18 protein-coding genes are annotated in these 17,442 nt (G+C 53.6%); all 18 read right to left on the reverse strand.

Annotated elements, in window-relative coordinates:
• Window positions 1-5: 5 nt before the first annotated feature.
• Window positions 6-1,415, reverse strand: coding sequence for a transcription termination factor Rho (gene rho, locus ACI6NM_RS07260; protein ID WP_022274482.1), 1,410 nt, complete (start codon window positions 1,413-1,415; stop codon window positions 6-8).
• A gap of 198 nt (window positions 1,416-1,613) precedes the next feature.
• Window positions 1,614-2,942 carry an AAA family ATPase gene (locus ACI6NM_RS07265; RefSeq protein WP_022274481.1) on the reverse strand — a complete coding sequence of 443 codons (1,329 nt, stop codon included), beginning with the start codon at window positions 2,940-2,942 and terminating at the stop codon, window positions 1,614-1,616.
• A gap of 10 nt (window positions 2,943-2,952) precedes the next feature.
• Window positions 2,953-3,684 (reverse strand): polysaccharide deacetylase family protein, encoded by a 732-nt coding sequence (locus ACI6NM_RS07270; RefSeq protein ID WP_262426749.1) that lies wholly within the window; start codon window positions 3,682-3,684, stop codon window positions 2,953-2,955.
• Between the two features lie 67 nt (window positions 3,685-3,751).
• The gene (gene abc-f / locus ACI6NM_RS07275) at window positions 3,752-5,284 is read right to left on the reverse strand and encodes a ribosomal protection-like ABC-F family protein (RefSeq protein ID WP_262426750.1); all 1,533 of its coding nucleotides are present in this window, start codon (window positions 5,282-5,284) and stop codon (window positions 3,752-3,754) included.
• Between the two features lie 399 nt (window positions 5,285-5,683).
• The gene (locus ACI6NM_RS07280) at window positions 5,684-6,082 is read right to left on the reverse strand and encodes a PaaI family thioesterase (protein ID WP_262426751.1); all 399 of its coding nucleotides are present in this window, start codon (window positions 6,080-6,082) and stop codon (window positions 5,684-5,686) included.
• Window positions 6,072-7,070: a tRNA dihydrouridine synthase gene (locus ACI6NM_RS07285; RefSeq protein ID WP_262426752.1), complete on the reverse strand. Its 999-nt coding sequence runs from the start codon at window positions 7,068-7,070 to the stop codon at window positions 6,072-6,074. The genes ACI6NM_RS07280 and ACI6NM_RS07285 overlap by 11 nt, the downstream gene beginning before the upstream one ends.
• A gap of 44 nt (window positions 7,071-7,114) precedes the next feature.
• Window positions 7,115-7,771, reverse strand: a complete 657-nt coding sequence (locus tag ACI6NM_RS07290) for an HD domain-containing protein (RefSeq protein WP_262426753.1) — start codon at window positions 7,769-7,771, stop codon at window positions 7,115-7,117.
• Between the two features lie 156 nt (window positions 7,772-7,927).
• Window positions 7,928-8,332, reverse strand: coding sequence for an HI0074 family nucleotidyltransferase substrate-binding subunit (locus tag ACI6NM_RS07295; RefSeq protein ID WP_262426754.1), 405 nt, complete (start codon window positions 8,330-8,332; stop codon window positions 7,928-7,930).
• Entirely contained in the window at window positions 8,319-8,612 is a 294-nt protein-coding gene (locus ACI6NM_RS07300; protein ID WP_022274474.1) for a nucleotidyltransferase family protein, read from the reverse strand. The genes ACI6NM_RS07295 and ACI6NM_RS07300 overlap by 14 nt, the downstream gene beginning before the upstream one ends.
• A 182-nt stretch (window positions 8,613-8,794) precedes the next feature.
• Entirely contained in the window at window positions 8,795-10,141 is a 1,347-nt protein-coding gene (locus tag ACI6NM_RS07305) for a dicarboxylate/amino acid:cation symporter (protein ID WP_262426755.1), read from the reverse strand.
• Window positions 10,142-10,239: 98 nt separating this feature from the next.
• Window positions 10,240-10,695, reverse strand: coding sequence for a type II secretion system protein (locus tag ACI6NM_RS07310; protein ID WP_022274472.1), 456 nt, complete (start codon window positions 10,693-10,695; stop codon window positions 10,240-10,242).
• A complete protein-coding gene (locus ACI6NM_RS07315; RefSeq protein ID WP_262426756.1) occupies window positions 10,695-11,513 on the reverse strand; it encodes a SagB/ThcOx family dehydrogenase in 819 nt (272 codons plus the stop codon). The genes ACI6NM_RS07310 and ACI6NM_RS07315 overlap by 1 nt, the downstream gene beginning before the upstream one ends.
• 135 nt (window positions 11,514-11,648) lie before the next feature.
• A complete protein-coding gene (locus ACI6NM_RS07320) occupies window positions 11,649-13,238 on the reverse strand; it encodes a hypothetical protein (RefSeq protein WP_262426757.1) in 1,590 nt (529 codons plus the stop codon).
• 530 nt (window positions 13,239-13,768) lie between these two features.
• Window positions 13,769-14,131, reverse strand: a complete 363-nt coding sequence (locus ACI6NM_RS07325; RefSeq protein ID WP_262426839.1) for a type II toxin-antitoxin system HicB family antitoxin — start codon at window positions 14,129-14,131, stop codon at window positions 13,769-13,771.
• Complete coding sequence (locus ACI6NM_RS07330; RefSeq protein WP_215655108.1) at window positions 14,115-14,372, reverse strand: type II toxin-antitoxin system HicA family toxin; 258 nt, start codon at window positions 14,370-14,372, stop codon at window positions 14,115-14,117. The genes ACI6NM_RS07325 and ACI6NM_RS07330 overlap by 17 nt, the downstream gene beginning before the upstream one ends.
• A gap of 92 nt (window positions 14,373-14,464) precedes the next feature.
• Window positions 14,465-15,271, reverse strand: a complete 807-nt coding sequence (locus tag ACI6NM_RS07335; RefSeq protein ID WP_262426759.1) for an ABC transporter ATP-binding protein — start codon at window positions 15,269-15,271, stop codon at window positions 14,465-14,467.
• Window positions 15,265-16,179, reverse strand: coding sequence for an ABC transporter permease (locus tag ACI6NM_RS07340; protein WP_262426760.1), 915 nt, complete (start codon window positions 16,177-16,179; stop codon window positions 15,265-15,267). The genes ACI6NM_RS07335 and ACI6NM_RS07340 overlap by 7 nt, the downstream gene beginning before the upstream one ends.
• Before the next feature lie 82 nt (window positions 16,180-16,261).
• Window positions 16,262-17,365, reverse strand: a complete 1,104-nt coding sequence (locus ACI6NM_RS07345) for an ABC transporter substrate-binding protein (RefSeq protein ID WP_262426761.1) — start codon at window positions 17,363-17,365, stop codon at window positions 16,262-16,264.
• Window positions 17,366-17,442 lie beyond the last annotated feature (77 nt).

Genomic DNA, 17,442 nt, shown 5'->3' on the forward strand with positions numbered 1-17,442 from the left:
GGCAATTAAAAAAGTCTGATTTTCTTTATGACGTCCACGAACTCCCGGTTGGACTTGGTCCGGGCGAACTGATCCAGGATCTTCTCCACCGCCTCATCGGCCTTCATGGAGCTGGTGGCCTTGCGGATGGAATCCACAGCCTCCGCCTCCTCTGGCGTCAGCAGAAGGTCGTCCCGGCGGGTGCCGGATTTTAAGATATCGATGGCCGGGAAGATCCGCTTTTCGGAAAGCTTCCGATCCAGGACCAGCTCCATATTTCCGGTTCCCTTGAATTCCTCGTAGATCACATCGTCCATACGGCTTCCTGTATCCACCAGGGCTGTGGCAAGGATCGTCAGGCTTCCGCCCTCTCTCATATTCCTGGCCGCTCCGAAGAACCGCTTGGGCATATGGAGAGCCGCCGGATCCAGACCGCCGGAAAGCGTCCTTCCGCTGGGCGGGACCACCAGGTTATAGGCCCTGGCAAGGCGGGTCATGCTGTCTAACAGGATCATCACATCCCGGCCATGCTCCACCAGGCGCTTGGCCCGCTCAATGACCATTTCGGAAACCCTTTTATGACGCTCCGGCAGCTCGTCAAAGGTGGAATAGATCACCTCCACATTGGGGCCGATGACCGATTCCTTAATATCCGTAACTTCCTCGGGACGCTCGTCGATCAGAAGGATGATCAGATGCATATCCGGGTGGTTGGTGGTCACGGCCTTTGCCACCTGCTTTAAAAGAGTGGTCTTACCGGCTTTTGGCGGGGATACGATCATGCCTCTCTGCCCCTTTCCGATGGGGGCCAGAAGGTCCATGACCCGCATGGCCGTAGTATTTCTTCCGTTCTTCACCTCCAGGCTCAGCCGCCGGTTGGGGAAGATGGGTGTCAGATCCTCAAAGTTTGGACGGCGCTCCACCACATAGGTGGGATATCCGTTGATGGAGGTCACATAAAGAAGGGCCGCAAATTTTTCCGTAGCCGTCTTTACCCGCCTGCTTCCCCGTACCATATCTCCGGTCTTCATATTAAAACGCCGGATCTGGGAGGGTGCCACGTAAACGTCGTTTTCCCCGGGAAGGAAATTCTCACAGCGGATAAAACCGAATCCATCGGGCATCACCTCCAGGATCCCGTATGCCTCAATGCCGCTGTCCAGGTCCTGGAGCTCGCTTCTTGGATCCCCCTTGGATTCCTGGCGTTCTCCATAAACGCGGGCTGGACGGTCATTTCCCTCCGGGCGGTCTCCTGCTGTCCGTTCCTGGACGCCGGAAGCCGCGCTCTCTGTTTTATCGTCTTTTTCCTTTTCTGCCACCTCGCACAGCCTGTCCACCAGCTCAGACTTTCTCAGTCCGCTCACGTATTTAATTCCCTGACTCTTTGCCAGCTCGCGAAGCTGTGACAAAGGCAGTGTTGCTAATTTTTCACGCATAAATTCTCTCCTTAATTTCTGTTTCTGCTGTTTATCATTGGGGATTCACAAGATATTTCAGATATTCGACAGATAAGTATAACAGCCGTCCGGCGATGCCCTCCGGCTCTGGATATGCTTTTATTATAACTCAAACTTCCTATCTTGAAAAGAAAAATTTACGTTTTCTTCCGGATCCAGGCCCCGGGGGAAGGACCGTCAGTCCTTCCCCTCCCCCTTCAGCCATTCCATATGCTCCCGGATCTGCTTTTCAAACCCGTTTTCTGTGGGCTCATAAAACACACAGTCTTCCATGCCGTCGGGAAGATACTGCTGCTTCACATAATGTCTGGGATAATCGTGGGCGTACTTATATCCCAGGCCATGGCCCAGCTTCTCTGCGCCCTTATAATGCTTATCCTGAAGATGGGCGGGCACCGGAGGCGTTTTTTCCGACCGCACCGCCTCCATGGCCTTAAAGATCCCCAGGCAGGCCGCGTTGCTCTTGGGAGCCGTCGCCACATAGGCCACCGCCTGGGCCAGGGGGATCTGGCCCTCGGGCAGACCGATCCGCTCCACCGCCTGGGCGGCGCTCACCGCCACCGTAAGGGCGTTGGGATCGGCATTCCCCACATCCTCGGCGGCACAGATGATGATCCGTCTGGCGATGAATTTTACATCCTCACCGGCATACAGCATCCGGGCCAGGTAATAAAGGGCCGCGTCCGGATCCGAGCCCCGCATGCTCTTTATGAAGGCGGAGACCGTATCGTAATGATTGTCCCCGTCCTTGTCATACCGGACGGCCCGCTTCTGGATACACTCGGCTGCCACAGGAAGCGTGATATGGACCTTTCCGTCCTCCGACTGCTTCGTGGTAAGAATCCCCAACTCCACAGCGTTTAAGGCCGCCCGGGCATCCCCGTTGGCCACATCCGCCAGGAAATCTGCCGCATCCTCGGTGATATCCGCCCCATATGCGCCCATGCCCTTTTTCTCATCATAAACGGCCCGGAGCACCAGTTCTCTGATATCCTGCTTTTCCAGGGGCTTCAGTTCAAAGATCCGGGATCTGGAAAGAAGGGCGTTATTGACCTCAAAATAGGGATTTTCCGTGGTGGCTCCGATGAGAGTCACCGTACCATCCTCCACAAAGGGAAGGAGGTAATCCTGCTGGCTCTTATTGAACCGGTGGATCTCATCCACAAACAGGATGGTCTTTTTCCCATACATGCCCAGGGCATCCTTGGCCTCCTTTACAATGTCCTCCATATCCTTTTTTCCGGCCACTGTGGCGTTGATCTGGCAGAACCGGGAGCTGGTGGTATTGGCGATCACCTTTGCCAGGGTGGTCTTTCCCGTTCCCGGAGGACCGTAAAAGATCACGGACCCCAGTTTGTCAGCCTTGATGGCCCGGTACAGCAGCTTATCCTTTCCTATTATATGCTGCTGTCCCACCACCTCATCCAGGGTCGCCGGCCGCATCCGTGAAGCCAGGGGCGCCTCCTTTTCCATTGTATTTGTCCGCATGTAATCAAATAAATCCATGGTCTTCCTCTTAATCTATGGTTAATTCGTCTACCGTAACAAAAGTATAGCCCTTTGCCAGAAGGTTGTCAATGATCTCCATGGCCGCCTCCACAGACGTCTGGAATTCATCGTGCATCAGGATGATATCCCCGTCCTCCGTATCCTTTAAGACCCTTTGCACGATCCGGTCTGTATCCTGGAGCTTCCAGTCCAGCGAATCCACACTCCAGAGCACCGTCTCCATGGGAACCGCCTCCTGGAGTCCGCTGCTCCATTTACCAAAGGGCGGCCGTATATACTCCGGCATCCTCCCTGTGACGGCTCCGATCATGGCGGCGGTGTCCATGAGCTGCCGTACTGCCTCTTCCTCCGATTCCCGGGTCAGATCCCTGTGCTCCATACAGTGGACGCCGATGAGATGGCCCTCCTCTGCCATCCGTCTTACAGTATCCTCGTTCCCTTCGATGCACTGGCCCACCAGGAAAAACGATGCCCGGACCTCCCGCTCCTTAAGGCCGTCCAGAAGAGCCTCCGTATATCGGGCATTGGGACCGTCGTCAAAGGTCAGGGCCACGGCTCCGGCCTCCTCCGTTCCCAGCCCGTCCCAGCCGCCGTCCTCCACCACCCGTCCCGTGCCCGGGGCTGCGGCCCCTTCCGCCCTCTGCCGGGCCAGGGAAGCCAGGAGTACAGCCGCCAGGAAAAGATCAGCCGCAGCCGCCAGGAAAAATATGGCCGTCATTTTTTTCAGTCTCTTGTCCATGAAAAAGCCCCCAGGGCCTTCGTCGTATCAGTATATGAAACAGCAGAGGCCCCATATGCACCGGGATCTAGCCGTCGAGCCGGATGGTCTTCGTTGCGATCCTCCGGCAGAAGCCTGCGTCATGCTCCACAAACAGCATGGTGGGCTGGTATTCCAGCAGAAGCGTTTCGATCTGCATCCTGGAAAACACATCGATATAATTGAGAGGCTCGTCCCATATATAAAGATGGGCCGGCGTTGCCAGGCTGGCTGCCAGAAGGACCTTCTTTTTCTGCCCCTCGGAATAATCCTCTATGTTTTTAAGGAACTGGGTGCGTTCAAAGTCCAGCTGGCGCAGGACCGCCAGAAACAGGCTTTCGTCCAGGCCCCGTTCCCGACAAAGGTCCCGGACGGACCCCTTAAGGCCTGAGGCCTCCTGTCCCATATAGGAGATCACAAGTCCCGCCGCCGTCCGGCAGACGCCGGCCTCCTCCACATCCAGAAGCCCGCTTCCCTGGCCATTTTTCCCCAGGATCGCCCGGATCAGAGTCGATTTTCCACAGCCGTTTCTTCCGCTGAGAGCCGCCCGGTCTCCTTTTTCTATGGAAAAGCCCAGCCCCTCAAAAACCGGCCTCCCGGCGTCTCTGTACCGTATGCTGTAATCCCTGGCCTCCACAAGCACCGACTTGTGGTGGGACAGCTTTGTGAGCTTCAGATCTGCGGGGACCTCCAGATCCTTCAGCAGTCCCTCCTTCTCCCGGATCTCCCGGCCGATCCGTTTTTCCATCTGCTTTACACGGCTCTGCATCTTCTTCGTTTTAGCTCCGATGTAGCTGCGCGATCCATTCCCCCGGTCATGCTCCTTGATGGGATCGTAGCCGATCTTGGTGCGCTCGTTCTTATCTGCCCATCCGGCGGCCCGGGCCGAGGCCTCTTTAAGCTTCCGGATCTCCTTCAGGTGCTTTTCGTTTTCCGATGCGGCAAACTGGTCCTTTCGGGTCTTATTTTCCCACCAGACAGAAAAGCTCCCGGTCATCACCTCAATGGTCCTCCGGTTCAGCACCAGGCAGTGATCCGTACAGGCGTCCAGAAGCTCCCGGTCGTGGGACACCAGGATAAAGCCCTTTTTTGACGCCAGGTACGTCTGTACCGCTTCCCTGGCCTCCAGGTCCAGATGGCTGGTGGGCTCGTCAATGAGAAAAAAACCTCCGTTCCCGGCAAACAGGACAGCCAGAAGGATCTTCGTCCGTTCTCCCGGACTTAAGCTGCCGAAGGGCCGGTAAAGGATCTCGTCCGTTTCCCCCAGGTCTGCCAGCTCACGGGCTGCCTGCCAGAGCTCACAGCCCTCCTCCAGCTCATCTATAAACTCCCAGGCCTCCATCCCCATCTGGCGTTCTGTGACCAGATAGGGAAAATAGCGGAACCCGGAGGGCGCGTCAATGGTGCCCTGGTATCGGTATTTTCCCAGCAGCAGATTTAAAAACGTGGTCTTTCCCTTTCCGTTCCTTCCGATGAATCCCAGTCTCCAGTCCGTATCAATGGAAAAGGAAACATCCTCAAAAATATTGTCAATGCCTCCGTCGTAGCAGAATGTAAGGTCTTTTACCCGGATCTGTGCCATATAAATCCCTCCTTTTTGCGGTCCTCCTTACGGCCCGGATCCCATTTCCAGGCATAAAAAAGGAACCGCCCGCTGCCAGACAGTTCCATTATGCACCACAACCCGCCATTGATCTGTAAATTTACGCACGAAAAAAAGGGGTTATGAGAACATAATCCACTTCTGGCGGCATGAAAAAAACGTATGGAGCCTGCGGCCCATACCATTTAAAGGTTTCATGTCATCAAAAGCAGATTATTTTCTCATCCTTTCACCCCTTCCTGTCAGTTACCGCCCATTCTAGCACGCTTTCTCCCGGATGTCAACCGGGACCCCGTTCTGGCCCCCCGGTCTCTTCACAGCCTCCCCATGGCGCGCAGGAAAACACGCGGTCCGGCGGGAACGGCGGGAGCATCCTCCTTATTCCTGGCAGAAGAACGTAAAATCCCCCTCTGCAAACAGCTTCCCGGAATCCCTTCCATAAACGCCGGAATGGCAGAAGGACACGGTCCGTCCCCTTTTTATGACCCTGGCCTCCGCATACAAAGGCTCTGACAGACCGGCAGAGCGCAGGAACCGGAAGGAGGAATCGATGGTCACACACGTTCTTCCGTCGTTTCTCACCAGAAGCCCCGCAGCCGCCTCCGCCATCAGAAACATCAGTCCCGCATGGATGCCGCCCATGGAATTCAGGGATGTCTTTTCCGGATCCATCTCCACCCGCGCCGCCGTCTCTGAAAGCTCCACGGCCCGGACGCCGTTATGGATCATAAACGCATTGTTTTCATTGGCCTGTTTCATTTGTTCCTTATAGTCCATGACCTGCCTCCTTAAAAAGCTCATTCACCGCCTCCGTATATTCAGAAAGGTGTGTGGATTTCTTGATCCTCTTTTCCAGCTTCGGGCTGTCGGGAAACTGGACGATCATATGGGCCCACAGCTCCTTCATGCGGAACAGCACGTTCCTGTCCCCGCTCATCAGCTCCCCGTAGGCCTCAAAAAGAGCGTCATGGAACTGCCTTAAGCGGACCAGATCCGGGCCGTCCTCCGTCTCTTTACAGACTCTGTCCATACCGGTTTCCTCCGCTTCTATTTTTAAAAGCTTCTCTCCCAGCTCCGGATCCATAATGAGCCCCCGGCCCAGCATGATCCGTTCCACCGCCGGAAACTGCTCCCGGAACCGTCTGTAATCTGCCGCGGTAAAAATATCCCCGTTATATACCACTGGATTTTTACTGGCCTCCAGAGCGCTGGAAAACACCTCCAGATCCGGGTGGTTCTTATAAAAGTCCTTCTGGATCCTGGGGTGGATGGTCAGCTCATAAATGGGATACTGGTTATAGATCTCCATGAGCTGCGACCATTCCTCCGGGGAATTTTTTCCGATCCTGGTCTTTACAGACACCAGGATCTCCCCGCCCGTCACCATGGGATCCGAAAAGATCCTGTCTAAAAGCGCGTCCAGCTCCTCCGGATACATCAAAAGCCCCGAGCCCTTCTTCTTGGCCGTCACAGTTCCCGACGGACAGCCCAGATTCAGATTGATCTCCCGGTACCCCAGGTCCCGCAAAAGCCTGGCTCCCTTCAGGAAGCCCTCCGGATGATTGACCAGAAGCTGGGGCACCGGACGGATCTCCCCGTTATTTTCCGGCAGCACGTCCTTTAACTCCCTTGTGCTCAGGCCGTTTTCCGCACTGGGCGACAAAAACGGGGTGTAATACTTTTCCACCCCGCCGAAGAACCTATGATGCAGATTTCTGTATGTATAACTGGTGATCCCCTCCATGGGGGCAAAATAAAACTCCATATTCCTCCTGTTTTCAGCCGTCATTTTCCGGCGGGCCTTCCGCCTTAAACGATCTTGCTTCCGTTGGCCGTCATCTTAAACTTGGCTCCCAGCATCTCCGAAGCTCTGCGGCACATGAGCATCCTCTCTAAGAAGATCTCGAAATACTCCAGCATGGAGCAGATATTTTCGTCGATCTGCAGGTCCAGTGTCACCAGATTTTTCTCCGGGCACACCGTAAGGCTTGCCTCAGTGACCGCATAATTGACCCGGTCATGGATATCAAAGCTGGCCTTGTCCTTATTCCTTACACGGTTTCTTCTTACGTCGGTCTTATCCGCAATGATCAGAGCCGCCGAAATGGCGTCCACGGCCCCTCCGGTGGATTCGTCATGATTTCCAATGGCGGACACCACCGTAACCCGGTCCTCCAGGGGCAGGTCTGTTCTGGATAAGATCTGCTCAGCCAGAAGCGCGCCGTATTCTGCATGGCGGTGCCGGTTGATGGCGTTTCCCATATCGTGCATGAAGCCGGCAATCTTCGCCACCTCCCGGTCATGCTCGCTGAATCCAAATTTTTCAAGGATCATGGCCGCCCGCTCCGCCACCATGGCGCAGTGGGCTCCGGAATGGTCCGTAAAGCCCATGGTCCCAAGATTATCGTTTCCTTTTTTCAAATATGCGAGAACCTCTCTGTTCTCCCGGATGTCCTTATACGTCAATTCTTTTCTCCTCTTATCTCTTCTTTTCTTCTTTCTTCTCGTCACCTCTCCAACATACAGGATTTTGGGCCCTCCGTCAACCGTATTCTGGTAATAGATTTGTAAATTCCAGGTAAAATCGCGGCAGACGATTTTATCTGCATAGACAGCCGTTTTCTACATATTATCTATTTCATCCTTATAAAAGGATTCGATCCCCTCTTTCATTTTTTGAAACTCCGGGATATACCGCTGCAAAACTGCGTCAACTAAACGTCTGGCCGCCAATGCGTCATAAATATGCGTCATGTCATTTCTCGCTCTCAGCATTTCCAGCCAGACATTTTCGTCGATAAAATCATATATAGTAAATGCTGTTTTTAATATCATTTTAGGTGAGCCGCTGGCGGAAATGCCCTGTCCCTCATAGCTCAGCAGCTCTTTCAGAACCTTCCAGCCAAGCTCGAACTGAATAAAAAATTTATCTATGATCCCGCCAATAATAAACTCATTTGTCAGATCCTCCTGATCCGCCAACGCCAGCACATTCAAATTTGATTTAAAATGATCAAATTTTTTCATACAGCACCCTTCCCTCTCTCTGAATCGATTCCATCAGTTCCTCCTGGATCTTTTCATCCAGATCCACTATATCAAACTTCAAAAGCGTTGATGTATCTTCATTCACATCAATGGAAAACCGGATAAAATCGCCGCCCTCGACTGCCAGATCTATATCACTTTTTTCTCTGAAATCTCCCCGGGCCCTTGAACCGAATAAAATCACTTTTCTCACTTCATATTTTTGGGCCAGGCTCCGTATTTCATCAACCACCTGCTGCCTGATTCCAGTTCCTTCCATATGATCATGCATCCTTTCCTCTATTTTCTCTGCTGGAATACATCTTATTGCATCGCCAATATTACGGCATCACTTCTTATATCTATTAGTATAACTGAAATTATATCAAGAAACAAATAAATTTAAAAAAGGATGCCGCCCGATCCCATACCAGTGACCAGGCGGCGCCCTTCTTTTTCTATCTATGCATTATATTTCGTTTCGTCCAGCATCCCTTCCGATTTCGCAACATAGATGCTGGCGGCAGAATCTCCCACCACGTTTAAAGCTGTTAAGAGCATTTCGATGGGCCGGTTGATGGCTAAGATCAGGCTGTACGCCAGAAGCGCGCTGTCATTTACATAGCCCAGGCCGGACAGGATCGTGAACAGGATGATGGCTCCCGCTCCCGGTGCAGCCGGGGTCCCCACCGATGCGATCAGCACCAGCAGAGCCACCACCACAAGCTGGCCAAAGGTCACGTCATATCCGGCGCAGCCGGCGATAAACAGAGTCGCAACCACCTGCATGATGGCCGTACCGTTCATGTTGATGGTCATTCCCAGCGGGAGAACGAAAGAGGCGATCTTTTCGTCCACGCCCAGCTCCTCCACCGTAGTCTTCACATTGAGAGGCAGGGTAGCCGCACTGGATGAAGTGGAAAAGCCGAAAACTGCCACCTTTAAGATCTTGCTGGCAAACTTAAACGGATTTAACCTGGTGCTGGCTGCCACAAACAGCGGATAGCCCACAAACAGGAAGGCCAGCAAAAGGATGGTCGTTGCCACCACATACGTCATGGCCGGCTTCAGATGGTGGATGCCATAGATGGCGAAGGTCCTGGACAGCAGGACAAAAATGGCAATGGGACCGAACTTCGTAACCACATAGTTTAAAAATACCACGACAATGTCGTTGATCTCTGTGATCAGCTTCTTTAATACAGAGGTCCTTTCCTCTCCCAGGGCATTCATGCACAGTCCCAGGGTTACGGCCAGAAATACAATGGCCAGTACAGAGGTATTGCTGGAAAAGGTCGCCGCAACGTTGGACGGCACCACGCTTAAGATCACATTTAACGGATTGGCACCGGTGGATCCGGCCTGTCCCTCCAGACCATCCACCTGGATGTTAAAAAGGCCGGCGCTGTAAATCATATATCCGGCTCCGCATGCCAGGACCAGGGCCATTGCCGAGCATACCAGGAATCCGCCGATGGTCTTAAAGGAAATCCTTCCAAGGGCTCTCGTATCAGAGATCTGGCCAATGGCAAGGGTAATGGATGTAAATACCATAGGTACGATCACAAGCTGCAGCGAGCGGATGAACAGCTGGCCCAGGATATAAAAAAGTCCCAGGTCTTTTTCCGCGCCTGCGGCTGTGATATCCTGGAACAGGATACTGTTGATGGTCTTCCAGACGGCCTCCTGGCCGGAGCTGTTCAGGTTCTCTCTTAACATCATCAGCAGAAGACCGGCCGCAAGACCGCAGATGAGAGAAATTCCCATTCTTCTGGCAAGTGAATTGGTGGTTTTCTTTTGATTCTCCATGTCGCTTCTCCTCAATCTTATTTTTGCCTAAATCTTCCACATTATACCCGTATTCATTTCATTTAGCAAGGAGAATTTTATATTCTTTTAATGAATTTTTAAGATTTCCCCCGTTTTTTCACCGTGATCCCATCATTTTTCTTCCATGTGACCTCATATTCTTCCGTGGAATACGTAAAACCAGCAATAAAATACCGCCCTTCCCCATTCCGCTTTATCTTCAGGGAATAGCCGGTACAGTCCTCTGTCATTGCTCCCACATAGGGATACAGGACGCTGTCCCGATGATTGGGCGGCGCCAAAAATGCCTCGCTCCAGAACACCGACGCGTCCGAGCCTCCGGCTTCTCCATACTGGGCCTCACATATGGCCAGGGCATTTTTGATCTGCTCCGCCGTTTCATACAGCTCTGCCTCCCTGGCCCGTTCCACATAGCCGGAGTAAATTCCGGCGGAGACCGCCGCCAGCGCCGCCATAATGGCGATGACGGCCATCAGCTCCACCAGAGTGTACCCTTTACAGGATCTTTTCTTTCGTATCTGCGTGCTTTCCATTATTTTTCTTTTAAAAATGCATAAAAGGCCTGCTCCGCAGCCTCGTTTTCCTCCGACACGGTCCCAACGGGCGCACAGTAGAAAATATATTCTTCCTTTCCGTCCAGGCCGAACATCTCTGAGGCCGCCGGAGAATCCATGGCCGCAATGGCACAGGTCCCCAGATCTAAGGCGCTGCAGGCCAGATACAGGTTTTCTGTCACATGGCCGGCGTCGATCATCATGACCCTGGGCGCATTAAAGGCGTATCTCCATTCGCCGCGGTAGGGCACGATGCTGTAATAAAAGATCACACTGGACTTTAAGACCCATTTCTGGCGGCTCACCGACTGGACCACCCGGTCTGCAAAGGCCTCGTCCTTTATGTCCGCAGACTTTAAAAACTCCAGCCTGTGCTCCATGGGAAGGTAATGATAAAGCCCTGGCTCCAAGCCCTCCACATTGAGGATCAGCGGATAGCACTCAAAGGGATGCCTGGAACCGGCGCTGGGCACGGTCCGCAGAGTGGCATAATTGTTCCCGCGGATGCCCCGGATCCCCTGCTGGGCCCACAAAAGAAAGGACAGGGTCAGAAGATCCATGGAGCCGCCGGTAAATACCCGGTTGCTCCTCCGGTCGTGGAGGATCCGTAAAAAGCTCTTGTCCATGGGCAGATCCCCGAAGTTTTTCGGAAGCTCCATGGTATTTTCCGTCATGGGCGCCTTCACCAGAGGCGGCTGGGGCTTTTTTAAGGTCTGATCCGACTGGTATTCCTCCCTGGACCAGTCGATCAGTTCCCTGCTTCTTTTCATACGCGCTTTCATTTCCTGTTCTGTCATAGGCAATTCCTCCCTTTTATCTATTCCATGATAAAAGTATACCACAGCCCCGTCCGCTCCGCCACCTAAACCTGTAAGCAGGAACCGGCGCGAAAGGCCGCAGCCCCCGCGCCGGTTTCCTGTATTTTTATCTGTTTAGATCCATGCCCCATCGCTTCCGACCGTATAGCCGTCGGGCGTTACCGTATTGGACAGCATGGCTCCCACCGGCAGGGCCGCCCCGTCGGTATCCTTATGGAAATAATACCATTTACCGCCGATCTCCTGCCAGCCTGTGTGCATGAAGCCGCGGTTTCCGTCGCCCTCTGCATGGAGGTAGTACCAGTTTCCATCATCCTGGATCCAGCCTGTGCTCATATACCCATTGGCGTCAAAGTGGTACCAGAGCTTCTGTCCGTTCCACTCCAGCTGTGCCCAGCCCGCCTTTGGATAGCTGCCGTCGGTCCCGGCAAACCACCAGCCGTTGGCGTCCTGCCTCCACTGACCGCCATTCCAGCGGGAATCCCCCACCGGCTGGCCCGGACCGGCCTCATTCCTTACTGCATAGTAGCCGTATCCCTTTCCCGGACCGTATCCGCCGCCGCTTCCGGAGGAAGAAGAATGGGCGTTGGAATCTGTGGCCTTATGACCGTTGGAATCTGTGACCACATTGTCATCCTCGCCAGTTCCCGGCTTCTCCGGATCAGTTCCGCCCTCTCCGGTTCCCGGCTTTTCCGGATCGGTTCCGCCCTCTCCGGTTCCCGGCTTTTCCTGGCTGCCGCCTTCCTCTCCGTCTCCCGGGTCTTCCGGCTCCGGAACCTGGAAATCGTCCTCGCCATTGTAAACATAGGAGCCGTTGCCCCGGATATGGGCAGAGGTAAGCTTATTTCCATTTTCATCCACCAAGGCGCAGCTGGGGGAGCTGCCCTCATCCTGGATATGCGTCGGTCTTCCATCCACAGTAGTCACATAAAAATGCTCATAGAACTCAGGAAGCGGTTCATTTCCTCTGCCGCAGAGCAGCGGCGCTTCCCCGGAAAAGCCGGTCTTAACGGTCAAAAGCCCGTCCTCGGTGATCCTGCATATGTTGCCGAACTCCTTATTCTGATCCAGCCCATAAGCCAGACCGATCTGCTGCTTATTATACAGGTTCACAATCCCGCCGTTGATGGTAAGCGTCAAAGAGGGCAGGGAGCTTCCCGATGTATTTTCATTGATGTTCACAGTCGCATTGCTCTGTACCACCAGAGTCGTCTGACCTTTTAACTCTCCATGATTCAGGGTAACGACGCCGTCCTGTCCAAAAATATATTTTCCCGGACTTCCCAGGGATGAGGTCGTGTTTGTGATCTCCAGATCCCCGCTTCCCGTAAAAATAATCCTGTTTTCATCATAAAAGCTGTTATAGTCAGAGTGTACCCCCGACAGACTGTCTGTGCCTGTGATCGTATTGTCTCCCACCAGCTCAATGAACAGATCCTTTCCATCGGGAGAGCCTCCGTTTAAGCGGATCTGCTCTCCGGTAAAGCCGTCCAGGGTCAGCACCATGTTTCCTCCATAGCTCCAGCCGCTGCCTTCTCCCTTTTCATCCAGCCCCAGGACGGTCCTTTTTCCGCCGTCCTCCACCACTGTGACCGAACGGCCGATCTCCGTTCCGCCTGCAAATACCGGGAAGGCCGTAAGTCCCATACATAAGGCCACTGCCATAAGCCCCGCTGCCGCGCGTTTTAATTCCTTTCTTTTCATACTCTCTCCTTTCCTCCATACCTATATTTTTCTATATAAAAAGACACGCTTATTGCATAAATATACGCAATAAACGTGCCTGTTTATATTCTGTATACAATTTTTCCGTCAGACCGAGACCATGACAAAGCGCCGGGATCAGATCTCCGATCCCAGTGTCATCTGCTTGCTTGCTTGCTTGCTTGCTTGCTTGCTTGCTTAATGCTGCGCTTTTCCATACTCCCTGTCAACCCCTTTTCTGCATTTTTATATAATATTTCCTCACCGTTCACCCAAGCGGGGATCCGGCCAGGAACGCGCGCTGAACGCCTGCTTTCATAAGAGCTTTTCTGTCGGATCTCCATCGGGCAGACGCCCGGCGCTTCCTGCCCGCCTGCTGCGGACAAGAAGATGCATATCTGGATCTTTACAATATTTTATCTTATATTCCTGGAGATTGCAAGGGTTTTGTGGACTCCAATGCAGACCCACATGTGGATCCCAATGCATTCCGGCAGGATCAGTCCTCCGCCTGCAAAAGGATTTGGTCGTTATTTTGAAAATACCGCATCATTTCTGGAAAGAAGATATACGCAATACTGGTTCATACTGACACCTTCTCTCTGCGAATGTTCTGCCAGTGACCGATGCAGGCTTCTTGGGATCCTCAATTTAAACTGTCCGGAATAATCTTCCAGACTGTCCGGCTCATGGATCTCCACCCCTTCTTCCAATGCTGCCTCCAGCCACGCTTTTTTCGCATCCAATGCATTTGCTACCGCACGTTCCACAGTCTCTCCACAAGTAATACAGCCAGGCAGATCCGGATAAGAAACCACAAATCCGCCTTCATCCTTATCTTCCACAATTTCCATACGATAGGACATTGCCATATAATCATTCAGCGTCTTCATCATTCTCCGCCTCACTTTCCACAATCTGTCTTACCATTTCCACATATACTTTCTTGATCGGTTCATGCTTTGGTATTGTGATCGGTGTACAGCCCTGTTTCCTAAAGGTATAATGGCTGCTTCCGCTTCTTGGTGCATTCATTTCATATCCATAGCTTTCCAATACCTTCCGCAGCTCATCAAACCGGAGGTCTTTCGATAAATTGCATATACGTGTTATCAATTTATCCCATTTTGACATTCCTTATACCTCCTGCTTATATTATATGTGGTGTCATATATGGTGTCAACCTTTTTTCTGACCTTTGTGGATCCCAATGCATTCCGGCAGGATCAGTCCTCCGCCGCCAAAAGGATACGGTCGTTATCAAGCTCCTTCCCGGCTCCGATGCGGAACTTCTCCAGAAGATCCGGCACGGTCATGCGTGACCGCTCCTCTCCCTTCACATCGAACACGATCCGGCCATCGTCCATCATCAGCGTCCGGTTTCCCATGGTCAGGGCCTGCTGCATATTGTGGGTGACCATCAGACAGGTGGTGTGATTTTTTGCCACGATCTTTTTTGTCAGCTCCAGCACCTTTTCCGCCGTGGCCGGATCCAGGGCCGCCGTGTGCTCATCCAACAGCAGTAAGAGCGGGGGCACCATGGTGGCCATAAGAAGGGTCAGGGCCTGGCGCTGGCCGCCGGATAAAAGGCCCACCGGCTGCTTCATCCGGTCCTCCAGCCCCATGTCCAGCATGGAAAGCTGCTCTCTGAAAAATTCTTTATCCTTTTTTGAGATCCGGCTGAAGGGGATGCTTCCTCTGGACGCCCGCAGATACGCCAGGGACAGGTTTTCCTCAATGGTCATATGGGGAGCCGTCCCCTTTAAGGGGTCCTGGAAAAGACGGCCGATGACGCGGCTCCTCTGGTACTCGGGCGCAAAGGTAATGTCCTTCCCGTTTAAGGTGATGGAACCGGAATCCGTAATAAAGCTCCCGGCAATGGCTGCGAACATGGTGGACTTGCCTGCGCCGTTGGAGCCGATGACCGTGGCAAAATCCCCCGGCTCCAGGTGGAGGGACAGATCCCGGATGGCCGCCTTTTCGTTGACCGTCCCCGGATTAAAGGTCTTTTTGATATGGTCCAGCTTTAGCATGACTGCCCCCTCCTTTTCTTCGCTTCCGCTTTCTTTTTCTGAAGTCCTGCCCACTCTCTTAAGGACGGGGAGGCAATGGCCAGGGCGACCACCACCGCTGTCACCAGCTTCAGACACTCGATGGGAACGATGGAGGTCTTAAGGATCATGGCATAAAGGAAGCGGTACAGAATGCTCCCGGTCACAGCTGCCGCCACGTTTCTTCCCATGGAGCGGCGGCCCAGTACAGTCTCTCCGATGATGAGGCAGGCCAGGCCGATGACCACGATCCCGGCTCCGCTGTTGATATCCGCCGACTTCTGGTACTGTCCCACCACAGCTCCCGAAAGGGCCGTTAAGGCGTTGGAGATACAAAGTCCTACAGTAATGGTAAACACTGGATTCACCGACGACGCCCGTACCATGTCCCGGTTGTCTCCGGTGGCGCGGATGCTTAAGCCCAGCCGGGTGCCCAGAAACCATACCAGGGCGGCTCCTGCAAACATGGTGATGCCGCCCGCCAGAATCATCTTATAAAATCCGCCTCCGATCCCCAGATCCCGGAACAGGGTGAACATGGTATCCTGCTTTAAGAGGCTCACATTGGAGCTCCAGCCCATGACCATAAGATTCACGGTGTAGAGCCCCGTATTGGTGATGATCCCGGCCAGGATCGACGGTACGCCCATCCTGGTCTGCAAAAACGCCGTCACATAACCGGCGCAGGCTCCCGCCGCCATGGCTGCAAAAACCGCCAGCACCGGATGGCCGGCCGCCGCACAGGTCACCGATACGGCTGCTCCCAAAACGAATCCACTGTCTGTGGTCATATCTGCGATATCCAGGATCCGGTAGCTTAAAAACAGGGCCATGGCCACCAGGGCATACATAAATCCCAGCTCCAGGGCTGTCTGAACCACATAAAGCATATCTTTCCCATCCTTCCATACTCTTTATTTTCTGCCTGGGAGCCTGCGCCCATTCTGTACAGGCCCCCGGCAGCCGCTTTCTTTAATCCTCTGTGGTGCCTACCTCCACCAGAGTTCCCATGTCCTTAAATACGGAATAATCGACTCCCAGGGTCTGGGCTGTTTCGGTGTTCACAGTGATGATCCCGCCCTCGGCCAGATAAAAGTCCTCAAGAGAATCCATACCCTCCGTCATGGCCGTATAAGCCAGATCCGCCGTCTCATGGCCCAGGTCTGTATAGTTGACGCCGCAGGTGGCGAAGGCGCCGTTCCTTACGAAGGAGTCGGCCCCGGTGTAGTGGGGGATCCCTGCCTCGGCCAGGCTCTCATAGATCGCCAGTTCCGCGGACATGATCACGTTGTCGGTGGGTGTAAAGATGGCGTCCACGTCCTCTGCGATCAGGGCGCTGGCCGCTGTGATCACCTCGTCATTGGTGTTGGCCGTTTTCTCTGTGTATCCGATCCCCTTTTCCTCCAGATACGCCTTTGCCTCAGCGATGGGTGTTTTGGAGTTATCCTCCGATAAGGAATAAAGGAGTCCGACCTTTTTCACCTCCGGATCCTGGGCAAGCATCATATCCAGGATAAACTTTGTGTTCAGGGCGTCTGAGGTTCCGGTCACATAATCGATGCCCGTCATTTCCGCTGCCTCCGGATCGGAGATGGCCGCATAGACCACCGGGGTCTTCGTATCCTCGGCACAGGTGGCCATGACCTGGGCCGCCAGGGTGGCAATGGGGATCACCGCATCCACCTGCTCGGAGATCACCTGGGTCCCGATCTGGGTCAGCACCGACTGGTCGCCCTGGCCGGAATATACCTCATACTGGATGGAAACTCCGTTCTTTTCTGCCAGGGCATCCAGCTCCTCACAGACGGCGGCGGCGATCTCGTCCAGGGATGCGTGGTCCATCTGCTTTACAACGGCCACGGTATATTCCCCGCCGTCTGCGTTTCCAGCTTCTGTATTTTCTCCGGCCCCGCCGGTCTTCTCCTCTTTTGTCTCCTTTGAGCCCTGGGCCGTTGTTTCTTCTGCCTTCGCCCCACTGGCCTCTGGGCTGCCTGACGTTTCCTTTCCTCCACAGCCTCCTAAAAATGCCGCTGTCACTGCTGCTGCCATCACTGCGCTCATCATTTTTTTCTTCATAGTCTTTCTCCTCCATGCTCTTAAATTTTTTTCGCATTTCAGAAACGGGAAACCAGCGGCGGTACGCGTCTGCGGCA

This window comes from Pilosibacter sp. YYHA0881 (genome assembly GCF_051602715.1).
In the GTDB taxonomy this organism is placed as follows: Bacteria; Bacillota; Clostridia; order Lachnospirales; family Lachnospiraceae; genus Alitiscatomonas; species Alitiscatomonas aceti.

Excerpts from the sequence above, each read along its gene's own strand:
- ACI6NM_RS07315 (WP_262426756.1), bottom strand. The coding sequence starts at position 11,513 with ATGACAGAACAGGAAATGAAAGCGCGTATGAAAAGAAGCAGGGAACTG.
- rho (WP_022274482.1), bottom strand. The coding sequence starts at position 1,415 with ATGCGTGAAAAATTAGCAACACTGCCTTTGTCACAGCTTCGCGAGCTG.
- ACI6NM_RS07280 (WP_262426751.1), bottom strand. The coding sequence starts at position 6,082 with ATGGACTATAAGGAACAAATGAAACAGGCCAATGAAAACAATGCGTTT.
- ACI6NM_RS07300 (WP_022274474.1), bottom strand. The coding sequence starts at position 8,612 with ATGGAAGGAACTGGAATCAGGCAGCAGGTGGTTGATGAAATACGGAGC.
- ACI6NM_RS07285 (WP_262426752.1), bottom strand. The coding sequence starts at position 7,070 with ATGGAGTTTTATTTTGCCCCCATGGAGGGGATCACCAGTTATACATAC.
- ACI6NM_RS07270 (WP_262426749.1), bottom strand. The coding sequence starts at position 3,684 with ATGGACAAGAGACTGAAAAAAATGACGGCCATATTTTTCCTGGCGGCT.
- ACI6NM_RS07330 (WP_215655108.1), bottom strand. The coding sequence starts at position 14,372 with ATGTCAAAATGGGATAAATTGATAACACGTATATGCAATTTATCGAAA.
- ACI6NM_RS07320 (WP_262426757.1), bottom strand. The coding sequence starts at position 13,238 with ATGAAAAGAAAGGAATTAAAACGCGCGGCAGCGGGGCTTATGGCAGTG.
- ACI6NM_RS07335 (WP_262426759.1), bottom strand. The coding sequence starts at position 15,271 with ATGCTAAAGCTGGACCATATCAAAAAGACCTTTAATCCGGGGACGGTC.
- ACI6NM_RS07305 (WP_262426755.1), bottom strand. The coding sequence starts at position 10,141 with ATGGAGAATCAAAAGAAAACCACCAATTCACTTGCCAGAAGAATGGGA.
- ACI6NM_RS07310 (WP_022274472.1), bottom strand. The coding sequence starts at position 10,695 with ATGGAAAGCACGCAGATACGAAAGAAAAGATCCTGTAAAGGGTACACT.
- ACI6NM_RS07265 (WP_022274481.1), bottom strand. The coding sequence starts at position 2,942 with ATGGATTTATTTGATTACATGCGGACAAATACAATGGAAAAGGAGGCG.
- abc-f (WP_262426750.1), bottom strand. The coding sequence starts at position 5,284 with ATGGCACAGATCCGGGTAAAAGACCTTACATTCTGCTACGACGGAGGC.
- ACI6NM_RS07325 (WP_262426839.1), bottom strand. The coding sequence starts at position 14,131 with ATGAAGACGCTGAATGATTATATGGCAATGTCCTATCGTATGGAAATT.
- ACI6NM_RS07345 (WP_262426761.1), bottom strand. The coding sequence starts at position 17,365 with ATGAAGAAAAAAATGATGAGCGCAGTGATGGCAGCAGCAGTGACAGCG.
- ACI6NM_RS07295 (WP_262426754.1), bottom strand. The coding sequence starts at position 8,332 with ATGAAAAAATTTGATCATTTTAAATCAAATTTGAATGTGCTGGCGTTG.
- ACI6NM_RS07340 (WP_262426760.1), bottom strand. The coding sequence starts at position 16,179 with ATGCTTTATGTGGTTCAGACAGCCCTGGAGCTGGGATTTATGTATGCC.